This window comes from Bradyrhizobium sp. CCGUVB1N3, assembly GCF_024199925.1.
In the GTDB taxonomy this organism is placed as follows: domain Bacteria; phylum Pseudomonadota; class Alphaproteobacteria; order Rhizobiales; family Xanthobacteraceae; genus Bradyrhizobium.
The window spans coordinates 9,167,672-9,182,717 of the sequence record NZ_JANADR010000001.1 but is presented as its reverse complement, the minus strand read 5'-3'; the positions used below and the strand labels follow the sequence as shown (position 1 = coordinate 9,182,717).

Sequence of the window (15,046 nt, the reverse complement as noted above, 5' to 3'; positions counted from 1 at the left end):
AGATCACGCCTCGGGAAAACCCCGCAGCAGGTACGACCGCGCAGCCTGCAAGAGGGCGTTCAGGATCAATCCGAGCAGCGAGATGGTGATCAACGGCACGAACATGTCAACAGCCTGGAACGTGCGGGCCGCGGTGATCAGCACATGGCCAAGGCCGTCGGTCGACGCGATCATCTCGGCCAGGAACACCACGATGCACGAAATGACAAGCCCGATCCGGCAACCCGTCAGGATCGAGGGCATCGCAGCCGGCAACACGACCTTGAGCAGGATCTCCCGCCGTGGCGTGCCGGCCGCCATCGCCGACCAGATCAGCTTCTGCTCCACGGTGGAGGCACCATAATAGGTAGACAGAAGGATCGGAAACAGCGCGTCCGCAGCGACCAGCGCGATCTTCGATCCATGGCTGAAGCCGAGCAATAGCAGCAGCGCCGGATAAAGTGCGACTTTGGGCAGCGGCGCAAGAACACGTACGAGCGGCCGCACGATGGCGTTGATCGCGGGACTCGCGGCCGCCACCATACCGATGGTGACGCCCAGCGCGACCGCAATCAGGAACCCGGCGAAAAGCCGGAACAGTGTCGCGATGATCTCCTGCTGAAAACCGACGGTGGCTAGCAGTTGCAGCAGTCGCGCAAAGACGAAACCCGGTGGAGGCAGCAACGCGACCGGCGCCACTCCAAACGATACCAGGCCCTGCCACAATGCGATGAGCAAGGCGATCGGCAGAAGCCCGAGGAGGATGTCCATGGAGAGCGCGCGCGACTTCATGAAAAGCTCAGAGGCAGGTCGAACTGGGGCTCCGACCACCGCACCAGGCGTGCCCGGACCTTCTCGAAGGCAGCATCAAGGCCTATCCCCATGGCACCGACGATGATGATCATTGCGAAGACGGTGTCGTACTGGCCCATGTCGAGCGCATTGAAGAGGATATTGCCGGCACCGGACTGGCGGGCGATCATCTCGCTGGTGATCATGGTGATCAGCGCCAGCACAAGTCCAGTACGACAACCGGTCAGGATCTCCGGCAACGCCGCCGGCAGCACAATGCGGACCAGGCGCTGTACAGACGACAGGCCCATGGCGGCTCCGGACCATATCATCTTCTCTTCGACCGCCTTGGCGCCTTCAAAGCTGTGATAAATTACCGGCAGGCTGACGCCGAGGAAGATGACAAGCGTTTTGGCGACATCGCCGACGCCCAGCCAAAGCATGATGATCGGCATCAACGCCGCCTTCGGCACGGGATAGATCACCATCAGGAGCGGATTGAAGAAAGCCGCCACGGCGCGGCTCCGCCCCATCAGGAGCCCGAGCGGTATCGAAACGGCGACAGCGGCAGCGAAGCCGATCGCCATGCGACGCAGCGACGCCAGGATATTGATCAAGGCTTCCTTGTCGCCAAGGATGGCCGGAACCGCACGCATGGCTTCGAGCGCGGTCGGGAAGCTGTCGTTCTTCAGAGCAAGCGCCGCTACCTGCCACACCGCGAGCAGCCCGACGCAAGCGAGCAAGGGGGCAACGCGCCGGCCAATGGCTGCGGACCAAGTCATGCGTTCGCACCAGCGTCGTCGCCATCATCGAACATGCGCTCGATATCGACGATGTATTTCTGATAGCGCGAGTCGAGCAACAGCTCGGCCCGCCGGCGTGGCCGCGGCAGATCGATATCGATCACCTGGCGGATGCGGCCGGGAGATCGCGACATCATCACGACCTTGTCCGACAGAAACACCGCTTCATCGACAGAGTGCGTCACGAACAGAACCGTCTTCCGGTCACGTTCCCAGATGTTCAAGAGGTCGTTCTGAAGCCGCGTACGCGTATGCGCATCGAGCGCTCCGAAGGGCTCATCCATCAGCAACACTTCGGGATGGTAAGCGAGCGTACGGGCAAGCGCGACGCGCTGCTTCATTCCGCCCGACAGCTCCTTGGGAAAGAAATTCTCGTAGCCCTTGAGGCCAACCATCTCGATCAGCGCGCGGCTCTGTGCCTCCGCCTCAGTCGTACGGACGCCTTGCTGACGCGGTCCATACATGACGTTCCCGAGGACGGTCTTCCATGGAAAGAGCGCGAACTCCTGAAACACGGGCCCGCGATCGGGCCCGGGCGCCGTGATCGTCTTGCCCTTCACTTTTGCAGAGCCGCTGGTCGGGCTGACGAAACCACCGACGATGTAGAGAAGCGTCGACTTGCCGCAGCCGGACGGCCCGAGAATGGAGACGAAAGCGCCTTCTTCGATCGTCAGCGAGATATCCGACAGCGCAAGATGATCCTTGCGGGCCGACGTTTGAAAAATCTGCGAAACACGGTCGATCTCGATCATTGCGGTCGCAGGCTGTCGCGCCGGCACCTCACCCGATCTTGAAGGCAACACCTTCATGCCGTCTCTCGCCTCATGCGTGCGCGACTCCGAATACGAACGCCCCGTTCAATTCCCTTAACGATTGACATCGACTTAGCAAGAAACTTGCCAGACGAATACCGTTCTAACGCTCGAGCCGTTCACCTGAACCAAGGCCATTCCGCAGGTCCTTCGTGAGTGACCGCTCCGCCCGGAGCCTGCCCGACCAGGCGCGCATATTTCGCGAGGGCCCCGGCGCGGTGGCGCGGTGGCCGCGGCTTCCAGTCGCGCTGGCGCGTTGCGAGTTCTTGTTCATCGACCAGCAGGTCCATGCGACGGCCGCCGGCGTCGATCCTTATTCTATCGCCGTCGCGCACCAGCGCCAACGGACCTCCGACAAAGGCTTCAGGGGACACGTAGCCGATGCACATGCCGCGTGTCGCGCCGGAAAAACGCCCGTCGGTGATGAGGGCGACCTTCTCGCCCATACCCTGGCCATAGATCAGCGCCGTGACGCCGAGCATCTCGCGCATGCCGGGACCGCCAACCGGTCCCTCGTTGCGGATCACGAGGACCTCGCCTGACTGGTAGCTGCGATTACGCACGGCTTCGACACATGCCTCTTCGTCTTCGAAGACACGTGCCGGCCCTTCAAAGGACAGGTTCTTCAGCCCCGCAACCTTGATCACGGCGCCATCCGGGCAAAGACTGCCCTTCAGCACTGCGACACCCCCGTCGCTCATAATGGGTGTGCCCGCCGCAAAAATCACTTCGCCATCCGGAACGTTGGAGCTGCCATACTCGTCGGCAATCGTTCGACCGGTGATGGTCAGGCAGCTTCCGTCAATGTGTCCACTCTGGACCAGTTCCCGGATCACGACGGCCGCTCCTCCGATATCGTAAACGTCCTTTGCGGTGTACTTGCCACCGGGGCGTAGATTTCCAATCAGCGGCGTGCGGGCAAAAACTTCACCGACATCATCGATCGTGAAGGAAATCCCGGCCTCGTTGGCCATTGCCGGCAGATGCAAGGCCGCATTCGTCGAGCCGCCGGTGGCAGCGACAATTGCAGCACCATTTTCCAGCGCCTTCCGCGTCACGATATCGCGCGGCAGCGGCCCGTCGCGCTCGAGCATTTCCATCACGAGCCTACCTGCACGGCGCGAAACCTGCGCACGCTCCGGGTAGACGCCGGGGATCATCGAGCAATTGGGGATGGTGAGGCCCATCGCCTCCGAAACCATCGCCATGGTGTTTGCGGTGAATTGTCCGGCGCACGCGCCGATGGTCGGCAGACAGTTCCGCTCGATCTTTTCGAGCGTGGCACCATCGATCTCGCCGGTCATGAAGCCGCCGACCGCCTCATAGGAATCGAGCACGGTCAGGGTTCGTCCTTCCAGTCGGCCCGGCAATGCACTGCCGCCGTAGATGAAGATCGATGGCACGTTGCAGCGGATCATGCCCATCATCACGCCGGGAAGCGTCTTGTCGCAGCCGCCGAAGCCGATCAATGCGTCGTAGGCAAGGCCGTGAACGACGGCTTCGATGGAGTCGGCGATCAGCTCGCGCGAAAACAGGGAGAACTTCATCCCCTCGTGATTCATGCTGATGCCGTCGGACACCGAGATCGTCGTGAACTCGCGCGGTGTTCCGCCGGCTTCCTCGATGCCTGCCTTGGCCGCATCGACCTGGAAATCATGCGTCATGTTACAGGGCGTCTGCTCGCCCTTCATGCTGACGACGCCGATCATCGGCTTGGCGAGAGCCGCGTCGTCGAGCCCCATCGCACGCATGAAGGCGCGATGCGGCGCGCGGTCGAGGCCATCAGTCGTTACCCGGGAGCGCAGCTTCTTCATGCGTGTATCATCTACATTCGACATCCCACGCAATATTGGGACGCCGCAGATCGTTTCGGCTATTCGCCAAGTTGCCTATTGCAACGGCGCAACGATGGTTGGATGCTTGAACTGCGCAACATCCAGTTTTGGCAGCATGCCGGTCTCGGCGTAGATATCCAACATCTTCTGGATCGCCGGGAAGTTCGGCGCGGCACCCGGATCGCGCCCGAAATCATTGTCCTTGAGCAAGTAGGTGTCGAGGACCGGGATCGGCGCCTTGAGAACCTCCGAGACCACTTTTAGTGTTTCTTCGCGGTTCGCCAGCGCTTTCTTCATGCCCGAGGTAATGTCGCGCACATAGGCTTTCACCAGTTCCGGGTTCTTGTCGACGAAGTCGGCGCGGCAGGCTTCAAGGATATGCACGATGTTCGGCATGGCCTGAGAAAGTGAAAACAGCTTTCGCGTGCCGCCTTTGGCTTCCGCGCGCGCTGCGAACGGCTGGTTCATGTTGACGGCATCGACGCGGCCCTGCCGCAGTGCATCTTCCGAGACCGCAAAGCCGACCTCGACGAGCTTGATGTCCTTTGCGGGATCGACACCATTTTGCTTGAGCAGCATGTTGAACGGCCCCTGCGTGCCGCCTCCGATCACTGAAATGCCGACCGTCTTGCCCTTGAGATCGGCGATCGTCTTGATCGGCGAGTCGTCCATCACCGCCCAATAGACCGAGAAGCCGCCGGGCTTCTCGAACACGTGCTGAGCCACGATGTAGGCCTTGAGATTGCCACCGACCACGCCGTTGGACAGCGACAAAGGCGCCTGCGTGGCGCAGTCGAGCGCTCCGGCGGCAAGTGCCTGTGTCATGGGCGCCGTGCCCTGAAATTGTGTCCACTCGATATTATAGGTCTTGCCGAGGTCGGGAAATTCCGCTGGCCGCCGCATCATCCAATATTTGGATTCTTCGGCCGGAATGGTCCAGCCGACACGGATCGTCTGCTGCGCCTGCGACGAGCCTGCGCTCGCGGCGATCCCCGCCAACGTCCCAAATGCCAGGATCCACTTTGAAACCGTCCGCATCATGCCCGCTCCGCTGCTTCGGCGCCGACCGGCGCCACCCAACCCGACCAGGAGCCAAATGTTTCATGGTTCAAACAGTCAAGCAAGCCATGCGCGTCGACGCGATTTCCCCATCGCCTCCCGTGTATGCTAGGGCGACATTCAACCAGCATTGCACCGCGACAGAAGGAAGCGACCCATGGCTGAATCCCGCGCCGCGAACCCGCACACCGCCGAGAAGCTCGGCTATCTCGGCCTCGGCCTGATGGGTGCCCCCATGACCCGGCGACTGCTCGCGGCCGGCTTTGAGGTGGCGATCTGGAACCGCTCGGCCGCGAAGGCAGCTGCCCTCGTCGAAGCCGGCGCGAATCGCGTAGCCAGCCCACGCGACGTTTTGACCAGTGCCGGCATCGTTTTCATGTGCCTGACCGATGCCGCGGCGGTCGAGGACGTGATCTTCGGCCCTGAAGGACTTGCAGCGGCCCCCGGCGTCGGCAAGCTCGTCGTCGACTTCTCCTCCATCCATCCGGATGCCACGCGCGACATCGCCGCACGGCTCAAGGCTGCAAATGGTATGAGCTGGATCGACGCGCCGGTCTCGGGCGGCACAAAGGGAGCAGAGGAAGGTACGCTAGCGGTCATGGCGGGCGGAGACGCCATCGATGTCGAGAGGGTACGGCCGTACGTTCTCGCAATGGCACGCAGGCTCACTCACATGGGTCCGACCGGCGCCGGACAGACCACCAAGCTCTGCAACCAGGTGATCGTTGGCTGCGCGATGGCCGTCCTTGCCGAGGCAACGCGCCTTGCGGTGAACGCCGGGATCGACGCAGGACGGCTTCCGGAAGCCCTCGCCGGAGGCTTTGCCGATTCCATTCCCCTCCAGCTCTTTGTGCCGCGGATGGTTCAGGGCATTCACTCCCCGCCGCTCGGCCACATCGCGACCATGTTGAAGGATCTCGACACCATCGCCGATGTCGCCCACGCTACCTCGACGCCCGTGCCGATGGCGTCGCTCGCGGGGCAACTGTTCAGGCTTGCAGGCGCGAGCCGCGGCACGGATGCCGATGCACTGGAGATCTATAAACTTTCCGCGCCGAAAGGCTGAACTGGCTTGGGCACGGAGCGCCGAACCGGTCCATCTTAGGACGACTGCTAGCGATCATCGTCCGCCAAAAAACGCCCGTAGCTCCCGCGCGCAAAAAGCAGCGGCTCGTTTCGATTGTAGAAATAGGCCTCGACGGCTCCAAGAAAGATCACGTGATCGCCGCCGTAATATCGATTGACCGACCGGCACTGAAAATTAGCGACACTTTCCGCAAGCACCGGCGCATTCCCGAGCCCGGGACTCCAGTCGACACCGGTGAACTTGTCGTCCGCTGATTTTGCGAACTTGTTCGCCAGCGCCTGCTGCGAGACGCCAAGCACGTTGACCGCGAAATGACTGGCATTCTGAAAAACGGTCAGGCTCGACGAATAGACGACGAGACTCCAGAGCACGAGCGGCGGATTGAGCGACACCGACGCAAACGAATTGCACGTTAGACCATAGGGTTTGCCGTCGGGCCCCGTCGCAGTAATGATGGTCACGCCCGTCGCATAGGTACCGAGGGCATTGCGAAAATCGCGGGGATCGATCGGCGAGCTGTCGCTCGCCAACTCGTTGGCTGGGTCTGCGGCCGGCGGCTGCTTGGGCAAATCAGTCATCAGCCGGCCTCACAGCGTCAGGTTCTCGGACGGCAGGCCGAGCGCCACGCGACCGTAGTTCGTACCCGCCGCGTCGAAATTGAACGCGAGATGCGAGTTGATGGCGTGAGCATCGCGGAATTGCCGCTGCAAGACGCCGCTCGTGAACAATCCGCGCGCGCCGCTCGCGGCGAAAAGCATCGACACCGCCTCGGTACACAGATTGACCGAGAATGCGCCATCACGCCTGTACTTGGTCTTGGCTGCCATGCTCGGAACGTGGCTACGCCGCGCATCTTCCATGGCAATCGCACACGCCGACCGCATGATCAAGCGCGCGGCGTCGATCTTCGCGGAGGCTTCGGCTATCTTGATCTGGGTGCTCTGGAAATCACTCAGCTTGGCGCGGTTGTAGGTGGATATGCGATGGCGCACCACCTCGACATAGTCATCCAGGCACGCCTGCGCGTTTCCGAGCGCAACGCCGGACAGAACATATGGAAACAAGGAAAATACCGGCAGCGCATAGAGCGGATTGGGATTGGCCGCGCTCCCGGGTGTCGGACCTCCCGCCAGATTACCGACGGCGACCGTCATGTGGTCGGGAACAAAGGCATCCCTCACTTCCACGTCGCTCGAACCGGTGCCGCGTAGTCCCGCCGCGTTCCACGTGTCGAGAATCTTGTAGTCCTTCTTGGGAAGCAAGAAGATGCGATACTCGATGCCGTCGGCCTCATCATCGGAATAGACCACGCTCGCAAGCATGTTCCATTCGCAGGACGCCACGCCCGAGGAGAACGGCCAGCTTCCGTGCAGCCGATAGCCGCCTTCGGTCTTCCGGGCACGACCGGCCGGGAAAATGAACGACGACGCGATCAGGGCATTGGCATCGTGGCCCCAGACCAATGTCTGGGCCTTCTCTTCGAACATGCCGAGCATCCAGTGGTGGCTCGCCAGATTGGCAAAATTCCAGGCCACCGAAGCGTCTGCCTGCCCCAGCAGGTCGGCACAATCGATCAGCGCAACGTAGTCAAGCTCCGATCCGCCGAAACGCTTGGGTTGAAGAATCCTGAACAGGCCCGCGTCATGAAGGTCCTGTTCGGTTTCAGGCGGGAGGCGCCGAAGCTCCTCCGTCCGCGCTGCACGCTGGCGCAATTGTGGAACGAGCGCCTTGGTGCGCCCGATCATCGCGGCATAGGCGCGCTCGCCGGTCTCGGCCTCCGGCTGGGCCACACCTGAGATGGGATTGCCGGCCACCATTCGTGTCCCTCGTTTCCGCAACTGTTATGCGGCCGGAACCCCGCCAAATCAAGATGATGCAATGTCGGCGGCCGGGTTCAGCAGGGTTACCCCGTTCGCCGGCCGGCTCCGAAGGCGCCGTTCTCCGCAAGCTCGGCGAGCCGTCGCTCGTCATAACCAAGCGTCTCGCGCAAGACGTCCCGGGTGTGCTCACCCAACAGCGGCGCCGCGACGGGCTCAACTGCGGGCGTGAGGTTCATGGACAGCGGAGATTCGATGTTAGGCACCCAGCCCGCCGTGGGGTGCGGGATCCGGCTGAGCCGTTGTCGCTCTCGCGCCTCGGGCGCGTTGAAGCCTTCCTCGACGGTGCGAAGATAACCAACAGGGATATTGGCCTGTTTCATCTTCGTCATCCAGGTCTCGAGGCGATCGCCTGCAAACACCTCGGCAATGGCGGCGCGCAGCCCCTCCTTGTTCTCGGATCGTGCCTTCCGCGTTGCAAAGCGAGGATCGGTGATGAGGTCAGGCCGATCGAGCACCTCGACGACCAGGCGCCGGTAGAGCCTGTCATTGGCGCAGGCCACGTAGAGAGGTCCGTCAGACGCTTCGTAGACTCCAACGGTGGGAGAACCGCTCGGCGAATTGCCGAATCGTCCGGGATTCCGGCCATTGATCAGATAGGCCATGCCATAGAAGCCGGTCATGGCCATCGCAATATCGAACAGCGCGACTTCAACGTGCTGCCCGCGACCCAGTTTTTCCCGTGCCAGCAGCGCAAGGAGAATGGCGTTGCCGGCCGCCATCCCAGTCGCCATGTCGACGATCGGCGGACCAGTCCGGACCGGAGGGCCATCGGGAAAGCCATTCAGCGACATGAAGCCGCTCTCGGCCTGGGTGATGGGATCAAAGCCGGGCCGCGAGGCAAATGGACCGGTCCGACCATAGGCAGAGATCGAGCAATAGATCAGCCGCGGGTTGATCGGCGCGACCGAGTCATAGTCGAGGCCGAACTTCTTCATGACGCCACCCGAGAAATTCTCGACGACCACGTCCGCCTTGCGGATCAGCTCGCGCGCAACGTCGCGTGCGGCCGGCACTGCGAGATCCAGCGCGATGCCGCGCTTGTTGCGATTGAGGCTGAGGAAGGCGGCGCTCTCGCCTCCGATCTCGGCGTGCTCATAGGCCCGCGTATCGTCGCCACCATCGGGATTCTCGATCTTGATGATCTCCGCGCCAAAATCGCCGAGCATTTGCGTGCAGACGGGTCCTGCGACCACGCGCGTGAAGTCGATGACCAGCAGTCCGTCAAGTGCCGTCGGTCCGTTCCCGGCGCGCGGGAGGCGCTCCGGCAGTTGCGGCTGATCGAACATGCGCTCTTTCTCCCTACATCGGCTTGTGGCCGCCGAATACCGACTTTAAAGCCCGCCGCTCGGCACGGCGCAAGTCCCCTCCCCGCGTTCGATCACAAAGCAGTGGTGTGGTAGATCGCCGGCGCAACGAACCGACCGAGACGCAAGGGCGACCGAGGCGAGACCGTGCTTTGCGGCTGCGGTGCATTCCGCTTCACGGAAGCATCACCCGCCTAAACCCGGTTCAACCATTTTCGCCAGTAGAGCGTGTTCCTCCACCCCCATGGCACCTCCGGCTCATAGAGCCGGTAGCCCGTCCTGATGAAGTTGTTCGCCGATATCCTGTTGTCGGTCGTGTCCGAAACGATGCTCTCCCAACCAATCCGCCGTGCCTGCACCTCGACCGCCCGCATCAGCCTGCGTTGCAGGCCGCGCCCTTGATGCTTCTGCAAGACGCCAACACGGCAAAGATATCCGCTGTTGCGGGCATGCGTCGACGGCACGACGCCGGCAAATGCGACGGCCTTGGCTCCGTCATGGGCAAGCCACCAGGATCCCGATCCGAACTGTGGAACGGCTGCGGTGCCGAAGAAGGTCCATTGATGAAGATCGCGGAGGATCTCGGCGACCTCCTCGTCGTCGCCGTCGACAGCCCGAATACGGTACACGAGTTCGCTAACCGAATAACGAGACGGATCTTCGGCCGCGATGTCGCTGCCCTTGCTCATTTGCCCAGCACGACCTTGACGCCCAGCCAGAGCGCGCCGATCAGGCCGGTCGCGATGACGGTGATGACCGCCTTGAAGGTGTAGCTCTGAGCCTGTTCCACGCTCTTTCTCCAGCGGCGAAGGTGCTGGAAGTCCGCCCTCATCTCGCTTCCGACCCACTGGACAACCCACATCGTGAAGGCATCCGCCGCCGCGCCCGCGCCGCCGATATCGATGAAGGCGCGCAAGGAAAGCAGCGGATCGGCGGAGACTTTCCCGATCCGCCCCTGCGCCCGCGCCTCTGACAGCAGCGCGGCAAAATAGGCGCCCTCGAAGGCGCGTGCATACTCGCCCTCCCATATATGGTCGTAGCGCTCAGGATAGAGCTTTTGGTCGAGCAATCGCTCCTCCCCGAGCACCTCCGGAAACCATGGATTATCGCGCCAGTTCGCCTTCACGACGACGGCGCCGTCCGGCTTGCGTCCCCGCAGGAAATCGTCGATCGCATCGCTCTTGCGCCGCGGATTCCAGCTCGCCCACAGCTCGGAGTTGGCTGCGCGGATCGTCGGCCGCAGCAGCGCCAGGCTGCGCGCGCTCAAGCTTTGCGCCTCGTCGATCCAGGCGATGCGGAATCCTTCCAATGATTTGATCGAGTCGGCCGTGTGATCCTGCAGCCCGCGGAAGATGATCAGCCCGTCGCCGGGCGTCTTGATCTTGTCGCTATAAAGCTTGAAGCCGTGACCGAGCCCAAGGCTCGCGATCTTGCCTTCGATCAGCCGCTTGGAGGATTGCGCCAGCGTCCGCTGCGCCTCGCGAATGCAGACCGCGAGCGTTCCGCGCTCGGCCTGGCAGGTCTCGACCAGAAGCTCACCGAAGAAATGAGATTTTCCGGAGCCACGTCCACCGTAAACGCCCTTGTAGCGGGCGGGTTTCAGCAGCGGCGCGAAGATCTCGGCTGTCGGGATTCTCAGGATGGACATCGATAAGGCCGGTTCTCAACCGCTCGCACCGGGATCTCCAGTGTGGCGTTCTTCCGGAAGCACAATGATGCGCTCGATCCGGTGTATCAGTTGCAACATCCCGTCTTCGACGCTCTCGTCTCCCTGCACGACCTTGCCCCAGCCACGATCGAGAATCGCGTTGGCGGCGGACACGCGCGCAGCCGGTGTCGCATCGTTGCTGCGCATGATGCCGACGAGCACGTTGACGGCGGTCTTGGTGTGGCTACGCGCCAGGGACCGAATTTCAGTCAGAGTTCGCGACCTGCAAGTTCTCTTGGCGACAAGCGAGCGAACTGCGTCGCCCTCGTGCTCGCACTCCGGATCCTCCCTCATGAAAATGTCTCCCGCAGAACGACCGCGAGCAGACCCGCAAGTGCGAGCGAGATCAGGTAAGCCGTCATGGGTTGCTCCCAAAAAACAAAAAGCGCGGCAGATCGCGAACGAAGCGCGATTCATTTCGGGCGCGAACCCTATCCCCACCCTGGGGGCCGCGGCGGCGCAAGCAACTGGCTCGCGCCGCGGCCGGCACGTTCGCGCGTGCACGGCCAATATTGGTTCGGACGACGGCGCGCTGATCGGCGCTCAGTGAACGCGTTTCAACGAGGGCGAGGCCGCGAAGCGCCGCCGCCGTCCGATCTCGGGCATTGGAATGAAAAAACCCGCGGCGGATTTCTCCGCGCGGGTTGATGCGAACTCTTTCGATGATGACACTTTAGCAGGCTGTTGAAGAAGTCTTCGAGCGACGCGCGATAAATGGGATGTCGTCGCCATTAAGGAGGCAGATTTCACCTTCGAGTGAGCCGTCATCCCGCAGTTCGGCCTAGCCATCACCGTTGGCTGGCTCCATTTCGTCGTTTCCCTGCCAGCCGAACTGGACGGCATCGCCGTCACAGGCTCCATGAATGCAGCCCGTGAGGCAATCGAAGGCGAACTCGCCGCCGTCGTCATCGAACAGGATGTAGGCGCCCGCCACGGCCATGTCGTAGCCTGGTGTCTCGACGACCCGCCATCTACCTCGGATGCTCATGCCGGTGCCGCCAGAAGCTTGGGCAGCCGGATCAGATTATAGGCCGCAAGCGCCAGGACGAAGACGGCATCCACCCGGTCGCGGCCTCGCAGCTTGACCTTGGCCAGGCCAGCGGAACTCTTGATCCAGCCGAAGACTTCTTCGATGCGTTTGCGGCAGCGTTGGCTGATGTCATAGCCGTCGTGACGCGTGGTACGCGCGTCGACCGCCGTCTTGCGCCGCTTGCCGGTCTTACTCAGATGTCCATTGATCGCGATATGCGGAGTAACCGATCTATCTCTCAGGTCATGCACGAACTGCGTGACGTCGTAGGCTTTGTCCGCCCCCAGAGTGACCCGCTTCGCACACCCGCGCCTGTCGATCATGGCAAGCGCAATCTCTCGTTCGGCGGTGCCAGTAGCTTGGCTCACTCCACCTAAAACCGCCAAACCATTGCGGTTCTCCATCAGCGCATGGCCCATATAGCAGAGTTTGGCCGGCTGGCCGTCGCCCTTTTTATAGAGCCTGGCCTCAGGATCGGTCGTGCTCTCATGGGTCTCGTTGGATCGCTTCTCCTTGTGGAAGCTGCGCTCGGCATTGCGTCCCGGACCGTCCTGATCTTTGTCGCTGCCATCCTTCCTCCGGAAGCTCTTGATCGAAGCCCAGGCTTCAATGAGCGTGCCGTCCACCGAGAAGTGATCGCTCGACAAAAGACGCTTCACCTTCGGCTGCGCCAAAAGCGCGTTCAAGAACTTGGCCGCAATCTCACCTTCAAGCAGCCGGTCGCGGTTCTTCGAGAAGGTTGAATGGTCCCAAACCGCATCGTCCACCCCAAGCCCGACGAACCAGCGGAACAGAAGATCGAACTCCATCCGTTCCATCAGATGCCTTTCCGAGCGAACCCCATAGAACGCCTGTAGGAGCATCGCCCGAAGCAGTTTCTCCGGTGCGATCGAGGGCCGACCGAAGTCCGTGTAGAGCTTGCCAAACTCCCCAGAAAGATCGCCCAGCGCCGCATTTGCCAGATCCCTGATCGCCCGCAGCGGGTGGTCGACGCGAACCCGAGCCTCCAGGTCAACATAACTGAACAGCGAGCCAGACCGTTCGTCACTTCCCCGCATCGTGCCACCCCAGCAAAATCCTGATCCTAGGGAATCACGATCCAAAACGCTTCGCCAGAGACTTCTTCAACAGCCTGTTAGAGGTGATTTGCCCGACGCGTCAAGGCTTTTTCGGATTTTCCTATTTTGCCCGAATGTCCGATCTACGTTTCCAAACCGACATTCCCCGAAATGTGTCAGTTCGTCTCTTGAGGGCCATGAGCGGAAGACAGCACTGGTGCCCGTGCTCTTCCAACGCGATTGTTGCGCCGCACCAGGCGCGTGCTCGGGCATATCCGTCGCCGGCAACGCTGGCATGCACAACTTTTTGGCGAGCTGACCGCTGGCCAGGTTGCAGAATACAAGCTACGAATTACGCGTGGTCATTTGCAATGGACGGCCTGTCCGTCCTGGAAAGGCATTATCATGAAATTGTCGTCAAGTGCTGCCGCGCCCTCGATCCTCGCTATGTTCGCAACTGTCTTCCTGTGTGGCCCGGCATCGTCGCAAGGCTCCGCCACCAGCACGCTTCCCGGTGTCACGGTCAATGCACCGGAGCAGGCGGCAAGGCCCCATCATCGGCAAGGGACGTCAAACACGGTGACATCCCGCAGGACAGCCGGCTCCTCGACCGCTCAAACGCCAGCGTTCGCGCCGAATACAACATTGGGGAGGCTTGCCAAGCTGGAGAGAGAAGCCCGCAGCTGCAACGGTGGTTGCGAAACAAGTTTCAGGGTCGGCAACGCCCCCTGGGTCGGATGTAGCCTTGCTGCCGGGGGGATTGATAGTAGCAATTTCTCGCCAACGTGCACAGACACGCTCAACTACAAGACTTACGCGCAGTGCGTAGAGACCAAGGCTTTCCTTGGCGCGCAACCCAGAGAATCTCGGTGGATTTGCACCAGCCTGCTGGCCGGGGGCAAGTTGCCCGGCGAAAAGCAAGTCGCCGAAATCAAGCAATTGGGCCCCCGATAATCCACGCCGCCCGCCCGCTGCGCCCGAAGACAAGGGATAGCATGGCTCGAGGGATTTCGAGCCATGCGCAATGCCCGCTTCGGATCAAAAGCGCCGTCCCGGCTTAGCCGCACGTTGGTCTGTTCTCTTATTTTATTGAAAGCCGACGTTCGGCCTGAGATCACCGGCCAAAGAAGCCCGGCGCCGCATAGCTGTTATCGAGACGAAAAAACCCGCAGCGGATTTTTCCGCGCGGGTTGATGCGAACATCTTTCGATGATGCCACTTTAGAGGTGATTTGCCCGACGTGTCAAGTGATTTCGGATTTTCCTATCAGGCCCGAATGTCCGCTCTAACTTTCCAAACCGACATTCCCTGAAGAATGTCAGTTTGCCTCTTAAGGGCCACAAGCAGACATCGTAGATGTGGTCATCAACCAGAAGGGCCATCATTATCGGTCGAAATTCGTGTCACCTCGTTGCGCAGAAACCTCACTCGTTCGTTGTACTCGCCAACGGTTGCATTGAGTGGCAGCCCCCTCCAGCGCAAGAGGCCGATCGAGATGAAGATCGAAAGATAGGTCGCGCCCAGCACGATCAGGGAAACATCGCAAACTGATTTCCAGAGCAGGGTTGGCGCGAAGCCCAACGGATATAACAAGACCAAATGAAGAAGAAACGGCAAGCGGTTCATGATTAAGCGGATCCATTTTGCGGTTGCGCAACAAATATGTCACAACCTCACGCCAAGTGTCCATCGCGAGCTT

At 61.4% G+C, this 15,046-nt stretch carries 14 protein-coding genes and 1 pseudogene; 1 reads left to right on the top strand and 14 read right to left on the bottom strand.

Going from position 1 to position 15,046, the window contains the following annotated elements; all coding sequences use genetic code 11:
* Positions 1–3: 3 nt before the first annotated feature.
* The 5 genes from NLM33_RS43400 to NLM33_RS43380 all read right to left on the bottom strand — a co-directional run bounded on the left by NLM33_RS43400 (position 4) and on the right by NLM33_RS43380 (position 5,259).
* Positions 4–771, bottom strand: coding sequence for an ABC transporter permease (locus NLM33_RS43400; protein WP_254104570.1), 768 nt, complete (start codon positions 769–771; stop codon positions 4–6).
* The gene (locus NLM33_RS43395; protein ID WP_254104569.1) at positions 768–1,553 is read right to left on the bottom strand and encodes an ABC transporter permease; all 786 of its coding nucleotides are present in this window, start codon (positions 1,551–1,553) and stop codon (positions 768–770) included. Before NLM33_RS43395 ends, NLM33_RS43400 begins: the two co-directional genes overlap by 4 nt.
* Positions 1,550–2,383 carry an ABC transporter ATP-binding protein gene (locus tag NLM33_RS43390; protein ID WP_254104568.1) on the bottom strand — a complete coding sequence of 278 codons (834 nt, stop codon included), beginning with the start codon at positions 2,381–2,383 and terminating at the stop codon, positions 1,550–1,552. Before NLM33_RS43390 ends, NLM33_RS43395 begins: the two co-directional genes overlap by 4 nt.
* A 122-nt stretch (positions 2,384–2,505) precedes the next feature.
* Entirely contained in the window at positions 2,506–4,200 is a 1,695-nt protein-coding gene (gene ilvD / locus NLM33_RS43385) for a dihydroxy-acid dehydratase (RefSeq protein ID WP_254104567.1), read from the bottom strand.
* Positions 4,201–4,275: 75 nt separating this feature from the next.
* Positions 4,276–5,259, bottom strand: a complete 984-nt coding sequence (locus NLM33_RS43380) for an ABC transporter substrate-binding protein (RefSeq protein ID WP_371930077.1) — start codon at positions 5,257–5,259, stop codon at positions 4,276–4,278.
* A 178-nt stretch (positions 5,260–5,437) separates the two neighbouring features.
* On the opposite strand from NLM33_RS43380, the gene NLM33_RS43375 reads away from it, so the two are divergent.
* Entirely contained in the window at positions 5,438–6,346 is a 909-nt protein-coding gene (locus NLM33_RS43375) for an NAD(P)-dependent oxidoreductase (RefSeq protein WP_254104565.1), read from the top strand.
* Between the two features lie 47 nt (positions 6,347–6,393).
* Here the strand turns inward: NLM33_RS43375 and NLM33_RS43370 are convergent, their stop codons facing one another.
* The 9 genes and pseudogenes from NLM33_RS43370 to NLM33_RS43330 form a co-directional block, all read right to left on the bottom strand.
* Positions 6,394–6,945, bottom strand: coding sequence for a flavin reductase family protein (locus NLM33_RS43370; protein ID WP_254104564.1), 552 nt, complete (start codon positions 6,943–6,945; stop codon positions 6,394–6,396).
* Between the two features lie 9 nt (positions 6,946–6,954).
* The gene (locus NLM33_RS43365) at positions 6,955–8,184 is read right to left on the bottom strand and encodes an acyl-CoA dehydrogenase family protein (RefSeq protein WP_371930076.1); all 1,230 of its coding nucleotides are present in this window, start codon (positions 8,182–8,184) and stop codon (positions 6,955–6,957) included.
* A gap of 86 nt (positions 8,185–8,270) precedes the next feature.
* Entirely contained in the window at positions 8,271–9,533 is a 1,263-nt protein-coding gene (locus tag NLM33_RS43360) for a CaiB/BaiF CoA-transferase family protein (protein WP_254104563.1), read from the bottom strand.
* 212 nt (positions 9,534–9,745) lie between these two features.
* The gene (locus NLM33_RS43355) at positions 9,746–10,240 is read right to left on the bottom strand and encodes a GNAT family N-acetyltransferase (RefSeq protein WP_254104562.1); all 495 of its coding nucleotides are present in this window, start codon (positions 10,238–10,240) and stop codon (positions 9,746–9,748) included.
* A 338-nt stretch (positions 10,241–10,578) separates the two neighbouring features.
* Positions 10,579–11,199: pseudogene (locus tag NLM33_RS50065) on the bottom strand (PBSX family phage terminase large subunit); the annotation flags it as partial.
* Between the two features lie 15 nt (positions 11,200–11,214).
* The gene (locus NLM33_RS43345) at positions 11,215–11,553 is read right to left on the bottom strand and encodes a hypothetical protein (RefSeq protein WP_254104560.1); all 339 of its coding nucleotides are present in this window, start codon (positions 11,551–11,553) and stop codon (positions 11,215–11,217) included.
* Between the two features lie 487 nt (positions 11,554–12,040).
* On the bottom strand, positions 12,041–12,247 hold the full coding sequence (locus tag NLM33_RS43340; protein WP_254094631.1) for a hypothetical protein: 207 nt from the start codon (positions 12,245–12,247) through the stop codon (positions 12,041–12,043).
* Positions 12,244–13,347, bottom strand: a complete 1,104-nt coding sequence (locus NLM33_RS43335; protein ID WP_254094633.1) for an IS5 family transposase — start codon at positions 13,345–13,347, stop codon at positions 12,244–12,246. The genes NLM33_RS43340 and NLM33_RS43335 overlap by 4 nt, the downstream gene beginning before the upstream one ends.
* Before the next feature lie 1,365 nt (positions 13,348–14,712).
* Positions 14,713–14,973 (bottom strand): hypothetical protein, encoded by a 261-nt coding sequence (locus NLM33_RS43330; protein ID WP_254104559.1) that lies wholly within the window; start codon positions 14,971–14,973, stop codon positions 14,713–14,715.
* Positions 14,974–15,046: the final 73 nt, after the last annotated feature.

Bases quoted from the DNA above. Each gene is read 5' to 3' on its own strand.
- NLM33_RS43360 (WP_254104563.1), bottom strand. From the start codon at position 9,533: ATGTTCGATCAGCCGCAACTGCCGGAGCGCCTCCCGCGCGCCGGGAAC.
- NLM33_RS43390 (WP_254104568.1), bottom strand. From the start codon at position 2,383: ATGAAGGTGTTGCCTTCAAGATCGGGTGAGGTGCCGGCGCGACAGCCT.
- ilvD (WP_254104567.1), bottom strand. From the start codon at position 4,200: ATGAAGAAGCTGCGCTCCCGGGTAACGACTGATGGCCTCGACCGCGCG.
- NLM33_RS43330 (WP_254104559.1), bottom strand. From the start codon at position 14,973: ATGAACCGCTTGCCGTTTCTTCTTCATTTGGTCTTGTTATATCCGTTG.
- NLM33_RS43380 (WP_371930077.1), bottom strand. From the start codon at position 5,259: ATGCGGACGGTTTCAAAGTGGATCCTGGCATTTGGGACGTTGGCGGGG.
- NLM33_RS43345 (WP_254104560.1), bottom strand. From the start codon at position 11,553: ATGAGGGAGGATCCGGAGTGCGAGCACGAGGGCGACGCAGTTCGCTCG.
- NLM33_RS43395 (WP_254104569.1), bottom strand. From the start codon at position 1,553: ATGACTTGGTCCGCAGCCATTGGCCGGCGCGTTGCCCCCTTGCTCGCT.
- NLM33_RS43355 (WP_254104562.1), bottom strand. From the start codon at position 10,240: ATGAGCAAGGGCAGCGACATCGCGGCCGAAGATCCGTCTCGTTATTCG.
- NLM33_RS43370 (WP_254104564.1), bottom strand. From the start codon at position 6,945: ATGACTGATTTGCCCAAGCAGCCGCCGGCCGCAGACCCAGCCAACGAG.
- NLM33_RS43400 (WP_254104570.1), bottom strand. From the start codon at position 771: ATGAAGTCGCGCGCGCTCTCCATGGACATCCTCCTCGGGCTTCTGCCG.
- NLM33_RS43375 (WP_254104565.1), top strand. From the start codon at position 5,438: ATGGCTGAATCCCGCGCCGCGAACCCGCACACCGCCGAGAAGCTCGGC.
- NLM33_RS43340 (WP_254094631.1), bottom strand. From the start codon at position 12,247: ATGAGCATCCGAGGTAGATGGCGGGTCGTCGAGACACCAGGCTACGAC.
- NLM33_RS43365 (WP_371930076.1), bottom strand. From the start codon at position 8,184: ATGGTGGCCGGCAATCCCATCTCAGGTGTGGCCCAGCCGGAGGCCGAG.
- NLM33_RS43335 (WP_254094633.1), bottom strand. From the start codon at position 13,347: ATGCGGGGAAGTGACGAACGGTCTGGCTCGCTGTTCAGTTATGTTGAC.